Raw genomic sequence first — 18321 nt, 5'->3', positions numbered from 1 at the left:
CCTATCTTCTGCCGAAGCTGACAGGATGCTCCAGGTGACCCGACCCAACTTTCTGGTGATTGTGGCCGACGATCTCGGCTTCTCCGATCTCGGTGCCTTTGGCGGTGAGATCGAGACCCCCAACCTGGACCGGCTGGCCTATCAAGGCATCCGGTTCACCGACTTCCACTCGGCGCCGGCTTGCTCGCCGACCCGGGCGATGCTGCTCACCGGGACCGACCACCACGTCGCGGGCATCGGCACCATGCTGGAGGTGTCCGTTCCCGGCTTCCAGGGTGCGCCGGGCTATGAAGGCTATTTGAACGACCGCGTGGTCGCGCTGCCCGAACTGCTGCGTGACGCCGGCTACCTGACGTTGATGTCGGGCAAGTGGCATCTCGGCGCCACCATCGAAAGGTCGCCGTGGGCACGCGGTTTCGAGCGTTCGTTCGCGCTGTTGCCGGCAGGCGCCAGCCACTACGGAGGTGGCGGAGCCGGATTCCTCTCGGTGCCAACGCTGTACACCGAGGACGACCATTTCGTCACCGTTGGTGAGGACTTCTACTCGTCGGACTACTACACCGACACGCTGCTGCGCTATCTACGTGAGCGTTCCCCCGAAGACGAGCGCCCGTTCTTCGCCTACCTGCCGTTCCAGGCTCCGCACTGGCCGCTGCAGGCACCCGACGAATCCATCGCGCCCTACCGCGGCCGCTACGACGCCGGCCCGGACGTGCTGCGCGAGCAGCGGCTGGACGCACTGAAGCGGTTGGGCCTGTGCCCACCCGATGTCGAGGCGCATCCCGTGGTTGCCGACGGCGCGCCGGAGTGGGACGACATGACCGACGACGAGCGGGCGCGCTCGGCGCGCAGCATGGAGGTCTATGCCGGGATGGTGGACCGGATGGACTGGAACATCGGCCGCGTCGTCGAATACCTTTCCGAGACCGGTGAATTGGACAACACCGTGGTGATCTTCCTGTCAGACAACGGTGCTGAGGGCGCGATCGTCGAGGCGATGCCGCTGCGCGGTCCGCAGATCGCCGCGCAGATCGAAAAGTACTGCGACAACAGCCTGGACAACCTCGGCCGCCCGAGCTCCTATATCTGGTACGGCCCCCGCTGGGCCCAGGCCGCCACCGCGCCGTCGCGGCTGCACAAGGCGTTCACCACCGAGGGCGGCATCCGGGTGGTCGGCTTCGCCACCTGGCCGGGCTTCGAGCGGCAAGCCGAAATCGGCACCGCGTTCACGACCGCGATGGACATCGCACCGACCGTGCTGGAACTGGCCGGCGTCGAACACCCCGGCAGCAGCTATCGGGGCCGCGAAATCGAGCCGATGCGGGGCCGCTCACTGGTGGGGTATCTGTCGGGCGCCGTGGACAGTGTGCACGATGCCGAGACCGGCACCGGGTGGGAGTTGTTCGGGCGCCGCGCCATTCGGCAGGGCGACTGGAAGGCCTTGCACCTGCCCGCGCCGTACGGCCCCGGAGCCTGGCAGCTCTACGACCTGTCGGCGGACCCGGGCGAGATCCATGACCTGGCCGCCGCTCATCCGGACAAGCTCGCCGAACTGGTCGAACTGTGGGATCGCTACGTCGAGGACAACGGCGTCATCGTCGAGCCGATATCGGTTTTCGACGCCGATCCGTCGCTGTTCGGGTGACGCCTCAGTCCTTGCCGCGTGGCGGCGGCTGCACCTCCACGCCGCTCGATTGGTGTTCGGGGCCGGCGTCGGGGTGTTCGGCGGGAACCCGATCGCGATATTTCGTCGCCTCGCTGGATCTGGTGTCAGGACCCGTCGCCTTCGCGCTACGGTACGGACCGGGCTTCGGCCGCGGCTTTCCTCCGGGGAACGCCAATCGGAAGATGGTGCGGTGCACCATGAACCACTGCTTGGAAAATCGCCCGGTGTTGTAGGGCAGCTCGTAGCGCTCGCAGATGTCCTTGATCTTCGGTGCGATCTCGGAGTACCGGCTGGCCGGCATATCCGGGTACAAGTGGTGCTCCACCTGGTAACCGAGGTTGCCGCTGATCACGTGGAAAAGCGGGCTGCCTTCGATATTGGCCGCGCCGACCAGCTGACGCAGATACCATTCGCCCCGCGTTTCGTCCTCGACCTCTTCCTGGCTGAAGGTGTAGGTCTGGTCCGGGAAGTGGCCGCAGAAAATGATGGCGTGCGCCCACACATTGCGGATCACGTTGGCCAGTGCGTCGGCGGCCAGAGTGCGCAGATACGTGCTCTCCGCGCCAGGCAGCACTTTATCGAAAAATGTTGCCGTGGCACCGATTCGGCCCTTATCCGAAACCCGGCGAAGCCGCCGGCCGAGGCGGGATTTGGCCGGCTGTTCGAGGCGGCCGCCTGACGCCAGTTGCACCAGCGTAAACGCCCCGGCGCTGATCAGCGGCCACCCGATGTAGTCCTTGATGATCTGCGAGCGTGCCTTGACGCCGATCCCCTTCAGGTCCTTCCGCACCTCTGACCAGGGCTTCTCGCCGGCCCGGATGGCGTCGATGTCCATGTCGTGCACGGCCACGCCCCACTCGAACAGCACGGTGAGCAGCGCGTTGTAGAAAAACTGCCCCAGGTACCGCGGGTGCCAGGTCTGGTTCGGGTCGATCCGCATGATCTCGTAGCCGAGGTCTTTGTCTTTTCCGCGGATGTTCGTATAGGTGTGATGAATGAAATTGTGCGAGTGTCGCCACGACTCGGCGGTTGAGGCGGTGTCCCAATCCCACTTCGAGGAATGGATATCGGGATCGTTCATCCAATCCCACTGACCGTGCATCACATTGTGGCCGATCTCCATGTTTTCCAGGATCTTGGCCATACCCAGGCACGCGGTTCCCAGGACCCACGAGGTCCTCGATCGAGAGGCCAGCAGCAGCACCCGGCCGACGACCACGATCTGCCGCTGCGCCGCAATGACCGCTTTGATGTAGTGGCGGTCCCGCTCGCCGAGATCGGCGAACACCTCGTCGTGGATGGCGTCGAGTTCTTTTCCGATTTTCTCCCGTTCCTGCTCGCCCAGGTGGGCGAACGGGCTTTCCTGGCGTTGCATGGTAGAAGTCATTGCTTTCCTTCCGATCAAAGCTCTAGTTCGACGTCGCCTTCGGCGGCGTTGATGCAGATCCGGACCTCTTGTCCGGTGGGCTCGGTCACGTCCCCGGAGCGCAGATCGCGGAGCTTGCCGGATTTGAGCGTCCCCGTGCAGGTGTGGCAGATACCGATCCGGCACCCGAACGCGAGTTCCAGCCCGGCGTTCTCGCCCGCCTCCAGAATCGATGTGCCACCGTCGCATTCGGCGGTCTTGTCACTCTTGAGGAAGCGGACTTCGCCGCCTTCGCCGTCCCCGGCGTCACCACCGATCTTCGGCTGAAACCGTTCATAGTGCAGACGATCGGGGTCGCCGTTGTTCTCCCAATGCTCGATCAGCGCGTCGAGCATTTCCTCCGGTCCCGAGCAGAACGCTTCACGATCTCGCCAATCCGGACACACTTCGTCGAGATCGCTCGGCTTGAGCCGGCCGCGATCTCCCGTGAGGCGCAGGTCCAGCTTCATTCCGTCGTGACGTTTGTCCAGCCCTTCGAGGACATCCAAGAACATGACCTGCTCGCGGGTACGAGCCGAGTGAATGTGCAGGACGTCTCGCATCTCGTTGCGACGATCGAGGCTGCGCAACATGCTCATGATCGGCGTGATCCCGCTGCCGGCGCTGATGAACAGCATTTTGTCGGGCAGCGGCTCCGGCAGAGTGAATACGCCTTCGATCTCGCCCAGCCGGACCAACTCCCCGGGCTGGATCTGCTCGACCAGGTACGGCGAGACGACGCCGCTGTCCACCTTTTTGGGCGTCACGCTGATCAGGCCGTCCGCCGGTTCCGGGTCCGAGGTCAACGAGTAGGCGCGCCAGTGATAGACGCCGTCGATCACCAGTCCCAGCCGGACGTACTGCCCGGGCTTATGACCAGGCCACTCATACCCGGGGCGGATCAGCACGCTGGCCGCTTCCGACCCCTGCCGCTCGACCCTTTCGACCTTTCCCCGGAGCTCTTTGGTCGTCCAGAGCGGGTTGATCATCTCGAGGTAGTCGTCGGGTTCCAGCGGCTTGAACAGATTTCGGATAGCTCGCAGAAAGAGTCTGCGGCCGCGGGGGACTTGGGGCTGAGCGCCGCGTTCTGCCATGCTCGATGAGTACACACTCGTACACTGAGATAAACCTGCAAGACGCAAAAATGCACTAACCGATCCGCTTAATACCGGACTGCTGCCTGAATATGATTGAACATCTGTTCACCGATGTAGTCGATGTGCGAACGGTCCGGGCCGTTTGTGACGAGGGTTACCCCGCGAAACCGGTTTAAACGTCCAACCAGCGAAGAGAGCCGAATGCGGAGTCGCCGCCGCCCGACCCGCGTGTCGCCTCGTCAGATGCACAGTCGACCGCTAAGAAATGGCCATGACGCCGATTCGGCTCGCCGGGGCCGCCGTGGCCATCACGGGGGGCGCGCGCGGCATCGGCAGGGCCACCGCACAGGCGTTTGCGGCCAGGGGGTCCCGGGTGTTCATCGGCGATCTCGACGCTGACCTGGCTGCGGCGGCCGCCGCCGAAATCGGCGGGCATGGTGTGGGACTGGACGTGCGGTCGCGGGAGTCCTTCGCCGCGTTCCTCGATGCGGTCGACGAAGCAGGCGCCCCGCTGGCGGTATTGGTGAACAACGCGGGCATCATGCCCGCAGGGCGATTCGCCGACGAGGACGACGCGATCACCGACGCGATCCTCGACATCAACACCAGGGGAGTGCTGACCGGCACCAAGCTTGCGCTACCCGGCATGCTCGCGCGGGGCGCCGGTCATATCGTCAACGTCAGTTCGTATCTGGGCAAGGTGCCCGCAGCCGGACTGGCGACCTACTGCGCAAGCAAGTATGCGGTCGTCGGATTCAGCGAAGCGTTGCGCGACGAGCTCGCCGGGTCCGGAGTGACGGTCTCGGTCGTCCTGCCCTGTGCCGTGCGAACCGAACTGACCGCGGGAGTCAGGCTCGGTGGAGTACTGCCTACCGTCAACCCCGAAGACATTGCGGATGCCGTGGTGACGGCGTGCGCCCACCGTCGCGCCGTCGTCGCGGTGCCGGCATGGATGCGGGCCTATGAGGCCACCGCCGCCGCGCTGCCAGACCGCGTGGTTGCCGCCGTTCGTGGCCGTCTCACCCGCAACCGGGTGTTGCGGACGCTGGATGCGGTCGCGCGTGCCGGCTACGACGGCCGGGTGCGCGACACCACCCGCTAGGGGTCATCAACCATTCTGCGGTGCAACAGCTTTCGGGGAGTCACTGTACGCCCCGAGTTACTGTGAATGCCCTCGGAGAAGCCTGCCAATCTGGTGTGCACCGGCAGATAGCCGAAATGTGTTCCAGGTAACCGCAATCCGATGAACTAATCGGCCATCCGTGGCCGTGCCCTAGCTATGACCGTAACAACGTATTCCGGGTCGGCTCATCATGCCGGCCGACACCATGACGACTCACCCCGAATCGTCGGTACCGCAGTGGCTTTCCCGCCGCACCGGCACAATCAGGAGGAAGTCGCACGCGAACTAACCCGGGTGACCGAGCCGGAGTTCATGCGCTTTGCCCGCACGGCCGGAGTCGACGAACGAAACCTCGCCCTGCCGCTGTCGCGGTACCCGGAGCTCAGCGGTTTCACCGAAGCCAACAATGCCTACATCGAGGTAGCCACCGATATCGGTGAGCGAGCGATACTTTCGGCCCTGGCTACAGCAGATATCGAACCGCGCGAGGTGGATGCCATCATCGTTGTCTCCAGTACCGGGATGGCGGTGCCGACACTGGACGCGCGACTGATCCCGCGGGTGGGACTGCGCCCGGATGTCAAACGAATCCCGTTGTTCGGGCTGGGCTGCGTGGCGGGTGCGGCGGGAATGGCCCGCTTGCATGACTATCTCCGCGGTTTTCCCGGCGACGTGGCGGTGCTGCTGTCGGTGGAGCTGTGTTCGCTGACGCTGCAGCGTGACGACGTCTCTATCCCGGCGCTGATCGGAGTGTGCTTGTTCGGAGACGGCGCCGCGGCTGTCGTAGCCACCGGATCTGGTCGTAATACCCGTGGCGACAGCATGATTCGCGATCCGCGGATCCTGGCGACGCGCAGCCGGGTGATTCCGGACACCATCGGCGTGATGGGGTGGGATATCACCTCCAACGGATTTGGGCTGGTGATGGGCCGTGAGGTCCCGCGAATGGCGGACGACTACCTGCGTGGCGAGGTTGACGATTTCCTGTCCGAGAACGGTTTGTCGATCGACGACATCTCGGCATGGGTGTGCCATCCCGGCGGCCCCAAAGTGCTCGACTCCATCGAGAAGGCGCTGGGGCTACCTCAGGAGGCTGTAGGGCACAGCCGTGACTCCATGCGAGAGAACGGGAACATCTCCTCGGCGTCGGTTCTCGACGTCCTGTGCCGGACGGTTGCCGACCCACCATCCGCGGGTTGCTACGGAGTGCTGATGGCGATGGGTCCCGGTTTCAGCTTCGAGCTGCTGCTGCTGCGCTGGTGAGGGGGTAGGTCGTGTTCACCATCGCCAATGCCGCGGTGCTCAGAGTCCGGATCCACGCGGAGAACACCGCTCTGGGCTATGCGTAGCCCTTCCGATACCCGTAGTAGCGGAATACAGTAGGAGGGTGACCAGCCCTGTAGACGGCAGGTACCTGCATACCTGCCCGTTGTGTGAAGCCATGTGCGGCTTGGAGATTCGCGTCCAGGATGGCAAAGTCGCGGGCATCCGCGGCAATCGGGACGACGTCTGGAGCCACGGGCACATCTGCCCCAAGGGAGCCGCCCTGGCCGGCTTGCACGACGATCCGGACCGGATTCGGCAACCGCTTGTCAAAATCGAGGGGCGCTGGCAGGAGGTCAGTTGGGATGCGGCGTTTCGGCGCTGCACCGAACTGCTGACGCCGGTGATCCGCAAGTACGGAATCGGCGCGGTCACGGCATACACCGGTAACCCGCTGGCCCATTCCTTCTCCCTGGCCCGTTATGCGGGGGTGCTGCTGGGCATGTCGGGCATACCGGTCACCTATTCGCCCGGCACGGTCGACCAGTGGCCGAAAAACCTGTCGTCGCACCTGATGTACGGCGGCTGGTGGAACTTCCCGGTACCCGACATCGAACGCACCGACCTGCTGGTCATCATGGGCGCCAACCCGGCGGCATCGCAGGGCTCACTGCTCGCGGCGCCGAACGTGATGGGCCTGATCGACGCGATCGGGAAGCGCGGCAAGGTGATCGTGATCGATCCCGTTCGCACCCGTACCGCCGAGCACGCCGACGAGTGGTTGCCGATCGTGCCCGGCACCGACGCGGCCCTCTTGCTGGCGGTGACCCATACCCTGTTCGCCGAAGACCTGGTGGCACCCGGGCCGCACGTCGCAGGCGTGGACACGATGCGCCGTGTCGCGGCGGAGTGGCCACCGAGCCGGGTGAGTGCGGTCACCGGCATCGACGAAGATCGCATTCGAACATTGGCCCGTGAACTGGCCGGCACCGAGAAATCGGTGGTGTACGGCCGCATCGGCCTGTGCAATCAGGAGTTCGGCAGTCTGGCCAGCTGGCTGGTCGACGTCGTCAACATTCTGATCGGGCACTTCGACATTCCCGGCGGCGCGATGTTCCCGCGGCCGGCTGCCTGGTCGATCACCACGCAGCCCCTGCCCGGGCTGGAGGACGGCGCGCCGGAGTTCGGTCGTTGGCAGACGCGGGTCCGGGGGGCCAAAGAAGTGCTCGGCCAGGTTCCGGTGTCCTGCATGGTCGAAGAGATCGCGACTCCGGGGGAGGGACAGCTCAAGGCGCTGATCACCATCGCCGGCAATCCGGTGCTCTCCTCGCCCGGTGGCGACAAGCTCGACGAGGCGCTGCCGTCGCTGGAAGCGATGATCTCCGTTGACAATTGGCTCAACGAAACCACCCGCCACGCCGATGTGATCCTGCCCGGGCTGTCACCCCTCGAGCAGCCGCATCACGATGACCTGGTGCTGCAGTTCGCGATTCGCAGCTTTGCCAACTATTCGGCACCGGTGTTCGACCCGGGTGAGCGGCCGCATGAATGGGAGATCCTGATCCGCCTCACCGGATTGTGCACCGGCACGCCGGCAGAGGACGTCGACGTCGGCGCGATTGACGACGGCTTCTTCGACTATCTCGCATTCACTCAGGGCCTCGACGGTGCGGTCATCCGCCGGCGCTACCAGCACGGCGGCCCGGAGCGGATGCTGGACCTGACCCTGCGCACCGGTCCTTTCGGTGATCGCTACGGCGAGAACCCGGGCGGGCTCACCCTGGACCTGTTGAAGGCCAATCCGAACGGGATCGACTTCGGGCCGATGGTGCCGCAACTGCCCGGCATTCTCGGCACCGCCGACAAGAAGATCCGGCTTGCCCCGCAATACCTGCTCGACGACCTTTCCCGACTGGCCGCCCGGCTGGAGCGCCCTGCCGAACCGCTGGTCCTGGTCAACCGCCGGCACCTTCGGTCAAACAACTCGTGGCTGCACAACGTGCCAGCGCTGATGAAGGGCAGGGATCGCTGCACCTTGCTGATGCATCCCGCGGACGCGGCCCGGTGCCGGGTCAACGACGAGGACATCGTCACGGTGAAGTCGGAGTCCGGCGAGATCAAGGTGCCGGTCGAGATCACCGAGGCGATCAAGCCCGGTGTGGTGTCGATGCCGCACGGCTGGGGTCACGACAAGCCCGGGACCCGGTTGTCGGTGGCCAACGGTGCGCCCGGCGCCAACACCAATGTGCTCTCACCACCCACCTGGATCGACGAGCCCTCGGGCAACGGCGTCCTCAACGGGATTCCGGTGACGGTCAGCTGAACGCCGGCGCCCGGGACTGACCCGGACTCACCGACGACTGGCTACGCCCCTCTGCTGATCACCTGATCGGCCGCGGCACGCATCTGGTCGGACAACCGGAGCAGATCGTGCTCACCGATCCCGTTGGGCAGGGTGTAGGCCACTTGCCGCAACTCGACGGCGTAGTTGCGAAGCTGCTGGCGGAGTCGCGTCTCGATTGTCGGCATGACGCTTCCTAACGGTGGGGACTGGCCCGGGCGCCCCTCTGATCGACCGGCCTTCTCGAATCTATGCCCGGTGCAGCGTCGTCCGCGAGGGCGGCGGAGTGGTATTTACGAGAGATTGACGGGCCATTTACAGTCCGTACCCTTCAGCCGCGCCTCGATGACACCCTTGGTGAAGCGATTTAGTGAAACGCTTTATTAGCTGACGGCCGGCACCGCGCTCCGCGGCCGCAACTCAGTCGGAGTCCTCCGGCTCGTCGTCGATCACCACGGTCTCCTGCTGTTCCTGCCAGTCCGCAGCGCTCGCTTCGAGCGGCAACTCGGCCGGTCCGCCCTCGTATTCGTCATCATCGGAGAAGTCCGTCGTGGGCCGCAGCTGTTCAGCGGCGTCGGCGATCGGCACGTCGTCGGGGAAAGTGTTGTCGCGCTCGGACATGGACGCCAAACTACCCCGTGCGGGCCGACGAAAACGCGGGCTATGCCGATGCAGGGCCCCATCGTCGGTTTCCGCCGTCGTCCTGCGGGCTACTATGCGGCCATGGCGCTCGACGAAGGATCGACGTTTGCCGGGTACACCGTCATCAAGCGGCTGGGATCCGGCGGCATGGGTGAGGTCTATCTGGCCAAGCACCCCCGGCTGCCGCGCCAGGACGCACTGAAGGTTCTCAAAGCCGACGTGTCGGCCGACAGCGAATACCGGGAGCGGTTCCATCGCGAAGCCGACACCGCGGCCACGCTGTGGCATCCGCACATCGTTGCGGTGCACGACCGCGGCGAGTCCGACGGCCAGCTCTGGATCGACATGGACTACGTCGACGGCACCGACGCGGGGGAGTTGTTGGAGGAGCGGTACCCCCAGGGGATGCCGGGCCCGGAAGTGGTCGAAATCGTCACCGCGGTCGCCGAGGCGCTCGACTATGCCCACCTGCACAAGCTGCTGCACCGCGACGTCAAGCCCGCGAACATCCTGATCGCTCAACCGGATTCGCACGACCGGCGAATTCTGTTGGCAGATTTCGGGATTGCCGGGCTGGTGGGTGAATCGACGGGGCTGACCGCGACCAACATGACGGTGGGCACCGTGGCCTATGCGGCACCCGAGCAGCTGATGGGCAACGACCTCGACGGGCGGGCCGACCAGTACGCACTGGCCGCCTCGGCCTACCAGCTGCTCACCGGTGCGCCCCCGTTTCAGCACTCCAATCCGGCGGTGGTGATCAGCCAGCACCTCAGCGCCTCACCCCCTGCCATCAGTGAGCGCAGCCCGGAACTGTCGAATCTGGACCCGGTTTTCGCCAAGGCGCTGGCCAAGGACCCCAAGGATCGCTACCTGCGGTGTATCGATTTCGCGCGGGCCCTGAGCCACAACCTGGGCGGTGCCGGAGATCCCGACGAGACCAGCCTGTCCCTGCCCGCCGTGGCCGCCTCCGGCCCCAAACGTTCCCTGCTGCGACCTGGCGTCGTCGTTCCGGCGCTGCTGGGGGTCCTCCTGGTCATCGCCGTCGTCTTCGCCCTGCAGGAGTACCTGCGCGCGGACAAGGAAGAACGCGCGACGCCCGCTCCGCAGCCGCCGGCGACCACGTCGCTGCCCGCATCAACCACAGGCGCGGGGGCCACCACGGCGACCCCCGCGCCGGAGATCCCGGTTGTGGCCATCGGCGCCGACTGTTTCCCGCTCGGCAGCCTCGGCACCACGAAGACCGGGGCAACGGCGTATTGCTCGATGATCCAGGGCAGCAACACCAGCATCTGGTCGCTGACCGAGGGCACCGCGGCGAGCCCGACCGTCAGTGCCACGCTGGAACCGAACGAGACCCCGCCGCCCAGCGAGCAGGAGACACCGGTCCGGGTGTGTATGGAACAGACCGGGCAGACCAGGCTGCAGTGCCTGCAGGAAATCCGCCGCGGCAACGGCCGGCCCTGAACCTAGACGCACCCGCTCACGGTGATGCGCCGTCCCACGTTCGCGCAGACGTTGATGTTCGGGGGCGGCGGCGGGGGAGGCGGGTAGTCCTCCGGCAACGGCGCATAGTCCGCCGGCGGCGGGACGTAGGGGGCGACGGCGTCGGCGATATTGGTGCAACCGCTGACCGAAATGCGTCGTCCGGCGTTGACGCACACGTCGGCCATCGTGGTGCCGGGCGGCCGGCCGATGTCGAACACCTCGGGCGCGGCGGTCAACGCCAGCGCCGCAACGGCGATCGCACCGCCGCTGCGCTTCCATGGACCCAGCTTCTGACCCATGTCGATCTCCTTCCGGTGGGCGTTCATCATATTCGCGAGCGGCGCGTCAAACCCGGCGAACGGGCGGTGGCGACCAACCGCCCGCGATGACTTCCGGCCGGGGCGCATAAAGCCGCATCGTCACCCCCACCGGGCCGCGCGGCGCCGGTAGCCAATTGTCCCTGCGCGCCGGGCCGGGGTCCTCGTGCTGAATGTAGATATCGAGCGAGCCGTCGTCGTTGTAGTGCAGATGATCCCGGTCGCCGATCGCGAACCGATTCAATTCGTTGGCAACCTGGAATCCTTCCGCGTCGTACATGGTGATCGACCAGAACGCGTCCACCGGCGGCAACTTGTCCGCGTCGAAATGGACGACGTAGTCGTTGTCACCGCTGACCGGGTTGCCGTCGGCGTCGGAGGCGAGCAGCGGATAGACCGCGTCCTCGGGAGGGTTGGCACCCAGACCGATCAAGGCCACCACCGCGCGCCGGAAGTAGTTGTTGCCGTAGACCCCCATGCCCTCACCGAGGCTGATCCAGCCGTCGACACTGGCCGCCAGCCTGGGGCCGGCCACCAGCATGTCGGCGAGGGCATCGTCCTTGCCCTGCTGGATCTGGGCGAGCTGTTCCGCGCTGAACCGGCTCGCGTCGAATGGCCGGCCTCGTTCGATGCCGAGCAGAGCCAGGCGGGCCAGGATGGAGAAGTCGGTCGCATGCGGGGGGTTGACCCGCAGCAGTTCGGCGGCATAGGAGAGGTAGTCGACCGCGGTCATCCCGTTGACGACCTTGAGCGGCTCGGTGGTCACGTCGTACTTCGGGTCGGCCTCGAATGCTGCTTTCGGACCGAGCTCGGTGATGCGGAATCCGTCCTGGACCTTGTGCACCGCCGGGTAGTCGTCGGGTCCGTTGGTCTGAGTCCGACCGATGAGCCAGACATACGGAGTCGGCGCTTCGACGACCCTCGCCGACTCGGGTAGGTCGCCGCGGTAATCCGGACCGGTGATCACCAGATCCAGTGGCCCGGTGCCGGTGGTTCGTTTGCCGGGATTGGCGAACACATCGGACCACATGTCCAGCATCGGCAACATGTAGAAGCGATCGTCGGTGTCGTCGGCATGCAGCCGGACCGGACCGTTGCTCAGATCGAGCCACGCGATCGAGTAGAGCGTGTCGAAGTTCGGCCGCACCACCGACCGGAACTCCGCCGGCGGAAACTCCCGTAGATGGGAGAACTGGTTGGGCGGGCCGAAACCGGGCCGCGATCCGGGCGCCGAGTTGAACGCCTGCAGCCTGGTGACGTCCATCGTCACGAGCGGATAAAAGTAGACGAACGCTTCATAGCTCAGGGTGCGCAGATCGTCGGATAAGGTGGTCAAGTTCTCTCCTTGGGGCCCGAATTCGCCAGAGGCTTGAAGGATAGAGCTCAACGAATCGAAATGTCGGCGTTCGCAGCGGCTTCGGGGGCCACCGCGCGCGTCCGACCAGGCCCGCCCGGTTACAAACGACGTCCTGCTTCTTTAGTTGGCGTCCATGCCGATAAAGTTGGTTGCGATGACCCAGACAGCCGCTCCACCTGTCCTGACCGTGCGGTATGACGGTGCCGAGCGCACCTTCGCAGCGGGCCACGACGTAGTCATTGGCCGTGATCTGCGCGCCGATGTCCGCGTGGCGCACCCCCTGATATCCCGCGTGCACCTGTTGCTGCGCTTCGACCAGGGTCGATGGGTCGCCATCGACAACGGCAGCCTCAACGGTTTGTACGTCAACAACCGCCGGGTGCCGGTCGTCGACATCCAGGACGGCCAGCGCGTCAACATCGGCAACCCGGACGGACCGGCGCTCGACTTCGAAGTCGGCCGGCGCAACCAGGGCTCGGTCGGCCGCCCGCCGGCGACCACCGCCATGGCGATTCCGTCGCGGCCCAGCGGCCCCATCCCCGCCCAGGGCGGGCCGCCGAGCGGCGCCAACTGGGGTGCCCCGCCGCAACAGCATCCGTCCACAGCGCGGATGCCCGCAGCACCCCCCGGTCAGCCGCCGTCGGGACCGCAGCCGCGTTACCCGTCGGGTCCGCAGCCGATGCAGCAGCCGTCACCACAGATCTACCGGTCCTCCGCGCAGCAACAGCCACCTCCGGTGATCGGTCCCACCGCCCAGTCGGGCGGCCGGACCTCGATGATGAAGATCCTGCGGCCGGGCAAGGCAGGGGACGTCCCGCCGGGTGCGGTGAAGATCGGCCGCGCCGACGACAACGACATCGTCATCCCCGAAGTACTGGCCTCCCGCCACCACGCCACCCTGATCCCGTCGCCCGGCGGCACCGAGATCCGGGACAACCGCAGCATCAACGGCACGTTCGTCAACGGCACCCGCGTCGAATCGGCGATCCTGCGCGACGGCGACGTGGTCACGATCGGCAACATCGACCTCGTCTTCGCCAACGGCGCGCTGTCACGTCGTGAAGAGAGCCTGCTGGAAACCCGGACGGGCGGCCTCGATGTCCGCGGCGTGACCTGGACGATCGAGGGCAACAAGACCCTGCTGGACAACATCTCGATCACCGCGCGTCCGGGCATGCTCACGGCGGTCATCGGTCCGTCGGGCGCGGGCAAGTCGACCTTCGCCAAACTGGTCGCCGGGTACACCCACCCGACCAGCGGCACGGTGTCGTTCGAGGGGCACAACGTGCACTCCGAGTACGCCTCGCTGCGCAGCAGGATCGGCATGGTGCCGCAGGACGACGTGGTGCACGGGCAGCTGACGGTCAAGCAGGCCCTGATGTACGCCGCCGAACTGCGGCTGCCGCCCGACACCACCAAAGAAGACCGCGAGCAGGTGGTGGCGCGCGTCCTCGAAGAACTCGAGATGACCAAACACCTCGAGACGCGGGTCGACAAGCTGTCCGGCGGTCAGCGCAAGCGCGCCTCGGTCGCGCTGGAGCTGCTCACCGGGCCGTCGCTGCTGATCCTGGACGAGCCCACCTCCGGCTTGGACCCGGCGCTGGACCGGCAGGTGATGACCATGCTGCGGCAACTGGCCGACGCCGGTCGCGTGGTGCTGGTGGTCACACACTCGCTGACGTATCTCGATGTGTGCGACCAGGTGCTGCTGCTGGCGCCCGGCGGCAAGACCGCGTTCTGCGGACCGCCCAGCCAGATCGGCCCGTCGATGGGAACCACCAACTGGGCCGACATCTTCAGCTCGGTGGCCGAGGACCCGGACGGCGCCAAGGCCCGCTACCTGGCCCAGACCGGGCCACCCCCGCCGGTACCGCCGACGGAGAAACCCGCGGAGCTCGGGGAGGCGGCGCATACCAGCCTGCTCCGGCAGTTCTCCACGATCGCGCGACGGCAGTTGCGGCTGATCATCTCCGACCGCGGCTACTTCATCTTCCTGGCGATCCTGCCGTTCATCATGGGCTCGCTGTCCATGTCGGTGCCCGGTGATGTCGGGTTCAACGCCCCGCCACTGACCAGTGACGCGCCCACCGAGCCGGCCCAGATCCTGGTGTTGCTCAACGTCGGCGCCGTCTTCATGGGAACGGCGCTGACCATCCGGGACCTCATCGGTGAGCGGGCCATCTTCCTGCGCGAACAGGCGGTGGGGCTGTCCACCACGGCCTATCTGCTGGCCAAGGTCTGCGTTTACACCATCCTGGCGCTGGTCCAGTCGGCGATCGTGACCGTGATCGCGCTGCTCGGCAAGCCCGGACCCAAGGCGAGCGCAGTGGTGCTGGGAAGCCCCGCCCTCGAGCTCTACGCCGACATCGCGGCGACGACCGTCGCCTCGGCCATGCTCGGGTTGGTGCTGTCGTCGCTGGCCAAGACCAGCGAGCAGATCATGCCGCTGCTGGTGGTGGCGGTCATGTCGCAGCTGGTGTTCTCCGGCGGCATGATTCCCGTCACCAACCGGCTGGGGCTGGACCAGATGTCGTGGGTGACCCCGGCGAGGTGGGGTTTCGCCACCTCGGCCTCGACGATCGACCTGACCCGATTGTGTCCGGTTCCGCAGGTCCCGAAGGACTCACACTGGAAGCACACGGCCGGGGCGTGGACGTTCGACATGGCGATGCTGGTGGTGCTGAGCATCTTCTACCTGGGCTTCGTGCGCTGGAAGATTCGCCTCAAGAGCGGCTGACCCACGCTGATCGTCTTGGTCTCCCATCCGGCGCCCATGTTCGCCAGCATCAGCGCGAACAACACGCCGGCCGCGGTGACCGGCAGTCCGAGGTAGAGCATCCAGTCCACCGGCAGGCCGGCCCGGCTCAGCATCACGTAGTGCAGCAGCAGCACCACCGCGACGGCCCAGCCGGTCAGCAGCACGACGACCTTGGTCTTCATCGCGTATGCACTCACCTGGGCCACGGGGCGGGACCGGGTGCGGGCCACTGCGGGGCAGCCACCGGCTGCCTGGGCCGGAAGAACAGAGCGCCCGCGACCGCGCGATTGCGCAGCGCCGACGCGCGCCACGTGTTCACCGGGTGTGACGCCAGCGCGTTGGCCAGCCACACGAAGAACCCGGTCTCGGCCCCGGCCCGGTCGGCCATGCCGTCGAAATCGACCCAGCGCAGCAGGTACTTGCCGGCGCTCAGCACGCCGATGGCGCGACGGGCCCCTTCCGGGCGGAACGCGTAACCGTAGTTGTCGGCCGTGTACTCCATGGAACGCGACAGCGCCTGCCCGAGGAACGGAATCTTCATGGCCAGCTGGCTGAGCTGGCGCCAGTACGAAGCGTGCCCGGCTGCGATGTGGCCGACCTCGTGTCCGATGACGAAGGCCAGCGCCTCGGGATCGCGGGCCTGGCCGCCGATCTCGAACAGGTCGCTGTAGACCACGACGTAGCGGCGGAAGCCGTGACCGCTGGCGAAGGCGTTGATCTGCCCGTTGCCCAGCACGACGTACGCGTCCGGCACCTCGGTGAGACCAAAACGCTGCGCCGCTTCGACGACCAGCCAGTAACCCTCGGGAAACTGGGTGGGCGACATCTTCACGCCGTTGGTGCGCTGGCGGCCGTAGTTCAGCCCCCGGCCGAGGAACAGCAGCACCGGCGTGGCGAGCACCGACAGCCACAACAAGCTGACCTTGCCGGACAGCACCAGCGCGCACGCGATCAGGTACAGCACGACGCTGGACGCGATGACCAGCACCAGCAGGCCGATCTCCCACGGGTGGCGCCGGGGTTGCTCACGGAAGCCGGTCGGTGGGTGCGGGTGATGGTGGGTCGGTGAATCGACGATGGCCATGGCGGTCCCTGGACTCCTGACGTCGGTCTGTGCCCGCGGATTTTGGGCGATACCAGGTTGCGTGCCGGCCCTTGGAAGGTTCTTGGGGGATTCTTGGAGTGCTGGTCAGCGCGGCGGGCCTCGGACGGCCGGTGACCTGCCTCACTGTCAGCTTTCCTATCATTCGGTTATGACCGCCGGCGCGCTGAGCATCATGCGGTCGCCGGCATTCGCGGCCGGGGACGCCGCGGCGTTCCGTGCTGCCGGATGGTGGACCGACTCGACACTGTCCGACGCAGTTCGCCGCAACGCCGAGCGGTCACCGGACCGGGTGGCCTACATCGACCATCCCGGCGGCGCCCTGACGTGGGCTGAATTCGACGCCGCGGCGACCGCGCTGGCCGGGCAGCTGGCCGGCTCAGGGGTCGGCCGCGGTGATCGGGTCGCGGTGTGGCACGGCGACACCGCCGGCATCCATGTTCTGTTCGTGGCCGTCGAGCGCTGCGGCGCCGTCGTCGTCGGCATCGGTGCCCGCGCCGGCACCCGCGAAGTCGCCCATCTGCTGGGAGTCACCGAACCTCGAGTGCTGATCAGCGACGAGCAACGTGGCGCCGCCGCGGCGGAGGTGGCCGCGCAGCTCCGGATGGCGTTGCTGGTACTGGGCAGTGACGGCATGACGCCGCTGCTCGAGGTCGACGCGCCGGCCGCGGCGCCGGGCATCGAGGCACAACTGGGCCCCGACGACGTCTTCCTGATCAACTCCACCTCCGGGACCACCGGGTTGCCCAAGTGCGTCGTGCACACCCAGAATCGTTGGCACTACTTTCATCAGAAGGCCGTCGCAAACGGGCTGTTGACACCCGACGACGTCTTTTTGCCGGTCATCCCGATGCCCTTCGGCTTCGGGATCTGGACCAGCCATACCACCCCGATCCACTTGGGAGCCACCACCGTGCTGCTGCAGCGGTTCTCCACCGCGGCCGCGTGCGAGGCGATAGCCCGGCACAAAGTCACCGTAATGTGCTGTGTGAGTACCCAATTGACCATGCTGATGGCCGACCCGATGGTGCGCGAGACCGATCTGAGCTCGCTTCGGGTGGTGTTCGCCGGCGGCGAGGCGCTGCCGTACCGGCCGGCCGCGGAGTTCGAGGAACTCACCGGCGCCAAGATTCTGCAGTTCTACGGCTCCAACGAGACGGGCCTGCTCAGCGGTACGACCCTGGATGACACCCTGCACCACCGGTTGCGTACCGGTGGCCGGATCGTCCCGGAGATGAAAGTCCGCCTCTACGACGGCGACCGCGACGTCACCGGGACCGGCCGCGGCCAGCCGGCCTGCCGGGGTCCGGCAACCAGCCTGGGCTATCTCGACGGGATCGACCACGAACGGCTGTTCACCCCAGATGGGTGGATGCGGATGGGTGACATCTGCGAGATCGACGGGGACGGTTATCTCAGCGTGACCGGCCGCACGTCCGACTTCATCGTGCGGGGCGGCAAGAACATCAGCGCCGCACAGGTCGAAGACTCCGCCATGACTCATCCCGCGATCGCAGTGGCGGCCGCGGTGGCGATGCCCGACCCGGTGTTCGGCGAAAAGGTCTGCCTTTATGCCGAACTCGTCGAGTCCCGCACCCTGGACCTGCCAGAGCTCGTCGAACATCTTCTGGCGCTGGGTGTTTCCAAGGAGCTGCTGCCCGAACGGCTCATCGTGGTCGACGAGCTGCCCCGGTCATCGGGCGGCAAGATCGCCAAAGGTGAACTGCGGGAGAACCTTCGAGCCAGGATGGAGGCGGGCGTT

General features: G+C 66.3%; 14 protein-coding genes and 1 pseudogene. 7 read left to right on the top strand and 8 right to left on the bottom strand.

Annotated features, from left to right (window positions below; all coding sequences use genetic code 11):
- Nucleotides 1-34: 34 nt before the first annotated feature.
- Nucleotides 35-1645 carry an arylsulfatase gene (locus AO501_RS23885; RefSeq protein ID WP_055580122.1) on the top strand — a complete coding sequence of 537 codons (1611 nt, stop codon included), beginning with the start codon at nt 35-37 and terminating at the stop codon, nt 1643-1645.
- 4 nt (nt 1646-1649) lie between these two features.
- Here the strand turns inward: AO501_RS23885 and AO501_RS23880 are convergent, their stop codons facing one another.
- Entirely contained in the window at nt 1650-3053 is a 1404-nt protein-coding gene (locus AO501_RS23880) for a fatty acid desaturase family protein (protein WP_055580049.1), read from the bottom strand.
- Nucleotides 3054-3067: 14 nt separating this feature from the next.
- On the bottom strand, nt 3068-4165 hold the full coding sequence (locus AO501_RS23875; RefSeq protein WP_055580048.1) for a ferredoxin reductase: 1098 nt from the start codon (nt 4163-4165) through the stop codon (nt 3068-3070).
- A gap of 274 nt (nt 4166-4439) precedes the next feature.
- On the opposite strand from AO501_RS23875, the gene AO501_RS23870 reads away from it, so the two are divergent.
- The 3 genes from AO501_RS23870 (at nt 4440) to AO501_RS23860 (ending at nt 8877) form a co-directional block, all read left to right on the top strand.
- Nucleotides 4440-5270 (top strand): SDR family oxidoreductase, encoded by an 831-nt coding sequence (locus AO501_RS23870; RefSeq protein WP_231752588.1) that lies wholly within the window; start codon nt 4440-4442, stop codon nt 5268-5270.
- Nucleotides 5271-5447: 177 nt separating this feature from the next.
- A complete protein-coding gene (locus tag AO501_RS23865) occupies nt 5448-6554 on the top strand; it encodes a type III polyketide synthase (protein WP_082658802.1) in 1107 nt (368 codons plus the stop codon).
- Between the two features lie 124 nt (nt 6555-6678).
- Entirely contained in the window at nt 6679-8877 is a 2199-nt protein-coding gene (locus tag AO501_RS23860; RefSeq protein WP_082658801.1) for a molybdopterin-dependent oxidoreductase, read from the top strand.
- 41 nt (nt 8878-8918) lie between these two features.
- Here the strand turns inward: AO501_RS23860 and AO501_RS38415 are convergent, their stop codons facing one another.
- Nucleotides 8919-9083 carry a hypothetical protein gene (locus tag AO501_RS38415; RefSeq protein ID WP_197419933.1) on the bottom strand — a complete coding sequence of 55 codons (165 nt, stop codon included), beginning with the start codon at nt 9081-9083 and terminating at the stop codon, nt 8919-8921.
- Between the two features lie 232 nt (nt 9084-9315).
- On the bottom strand, nt 9316-9516 hold the full coding sequence (locus AO501_RS23855; protein ID WP_055580045.1) for a hypothetical protein: 201 nt from the start codon (nt 9514-9516) through the stop codon (nt 9316-9318).
- 102 nt (nt 9517-9618) lie between these two features.
- Here AO501_RS23855 and AO501_RS23850 point away from each other — a divergent pair, with 102 nt between their 5' ends.
- Nucleotides 9619-11004, top strand: a complete 1386-nt coding sequence (locus tag AO501_RS23850; protein ID WP_055580120.1) for a serine/threonine-protein kinase — start codon at nt 9619-9621, stop codon at nt 11002-11004.
- A gap of 2 nt (nt 11005-11006) precedes the next feature.
- On the opposite strand, the gene AO501_RS23845 is transcribed toward AO501_RS23850, so the two are convergent.
- Together AO501_RS23845 and AO501_RS23840 are read right to left on the bottom strand one after the other, a co-directional pair.
- Nucleotides 11007-11324 carry a hypothetical protein gene (locus tag AO501_RS23845; RefSeq protein WP_055580119.1) on the bottom strand — a complete coding sequence of 106 codons (318 nt, stop codon included), beginning with the start codon at nt 11322-11324 and terminating at the stop codon, nt 11007-11009.
- 46 nt (nt 11325-11370) lie between these two features.
- The gene (locus AO501_RS23840; protein WP_055580044.1) at nt 11371-12678 is read right to left on the bottom strand and encodes a DUF1254 domain-containing protein; all 1308 of its coding nucleotides are present in this window, start codon (nt 12676-12678) and stop codon (nt 11371-11373) included.
- A 175-nt stretch (nt 12679-12853) separates the two neighbouring features.
- On the opposite strand from AO501_RS23840, the gene AO501_RS23835 reads away from it, so the two are divergent.
- Nucleotides 12854-15436, top strand: coding sequence for an FHA domain-containing protein (locus AO501_RS23835; protein ID WP_371934956.1), 2583 nt, complete (start codon nt 12854-12856; stop codon nt 15434-15436).
- Here the strand turns inward: AO501_RS23835 and AO501_RS23830 are convergent.
- Both AO501_RS23830 and AO501_RS23825 read right to left on the bottom strand, forming a co-directional pair.
- Nucleotides 15391-15654, bottom strand: coding sequence for a hypothetical protein (locus AO501_RS23830; protein ID WP_156452752.1), 264 nt, complete (start codon nt 15652-15654; stop codon nt 15391-15393). The genes AO501_RS23835 and AO501_RS23830 overlap by 46 nt on opposite strands.
- The gene (locus AO501_RS23825) at nt 15651-16541 is read right to left on the bottom strand and encodes a M48 family metallopeptidase (RefSeq protein WP_055580041.1); all 891 of its coding nucleotides are present in this window, start codon (nt 16539-16541) and stop codon (nt 15651-15653) included. The genes AO501_RS23830 and AO501_RS23825 overlap by 4 nt, the downstream gene beginning before the upstream one ends.
- Before the next feature lie 169 nt (nt 16542-16710).
- Between AO501_RS23825 and AO501_RS23820 the strand changes: the two are divergent.
- Nucleotides 16711-18318 (top strand): annotated as a pseudogene (locus AO501_RS23820) (class I adenylate-forming enzyme family protein); the annotation flags it as partial.
- Between the last annotated feature and the right edge of the window lie 3 nt (nt 18319-18321).

This window comes from Mycobacterium gordonae (assembly GCF_001417955.2).
Taxonomy (GTDB): domain Bacteria; phylum Actinomycetota; class Actinomycetes; order Mycobacteriales; family Mycobacteriaceae; genus Mycobacterium; species Mycobacterium gordonae_B.
This window is presented reverse-complemented; position numbering and strand designations above follow the sequence as displayed.

Coding starts and splice junctions, on each gene's coding strand:
- AO501_RS23880 (WP_055580049.1), bottom strand. CDS start 3,053: ATGACTTCTACCATGCAACGCCAGGAAAGCCCGTTCGCCCACCTGGGC.
- AO501_RS23875 (WP_055580048.1), bottom strand. CDS start 4,165: ATGGCAGAACGCGGCGCTCAGCCCCAAGTCCCCCGCGGCCGCAGACTC.
- AO501_RS23870 (WP_231752588.1), top strand. CDS start 4,440: ATGACGCCGATTCGGCTCGCCGGGGCCGCCGTGGCCATCACGGGGGGC.
- AO501_RS23865 (WP_082658802.1), top strand. CDS start 5,448: ATGACCGTAACAACGTATTCCGGGTCGGCTCATCATGCCGGCCGACAC.
- AO501_RS38415 (WP_197419933.1), bottom strand. CDS start 9,083: ATGCCGACAATCGAGACGCGACTCCGCCAGCAGCTTCGCAACTACGCC.
- AO501_RS23855 (WP_055580045.1), bottom strand. CDS start 9,516: ATGTCCGAGCGCGACAACACTTTCCCCGACGACGTGCCGATCGCCGAC.
- AO501_RS23850 (WP_055580120.1), top strand. CDS start 9,619: ATGGCGCTCGACGAAGGATCGACGTTTGCCGGGTACACCGTCATCAAG.
- AO501_RS23845 (WP_055580119.1), bottom strand. CDS start 11,324: ATGGGTCAGAAGCTGGGTCCATGGAAGCGCAGCGGCGGTGCGATCGCC.
- AO501_RS23835 (WP_371934956.1), top strand. CDS start 12,854: ATGACCCAGACAGCCGCTCCACCTGTCCTGACCGTGCGGTATGACGGT.
- AO501_RS23825 (WP_055580041.1), bottom strand. CDS start 16,541: ATGGCCATCGTCGATTCACCGACCCACCATCACCCGCACCCACCGACC.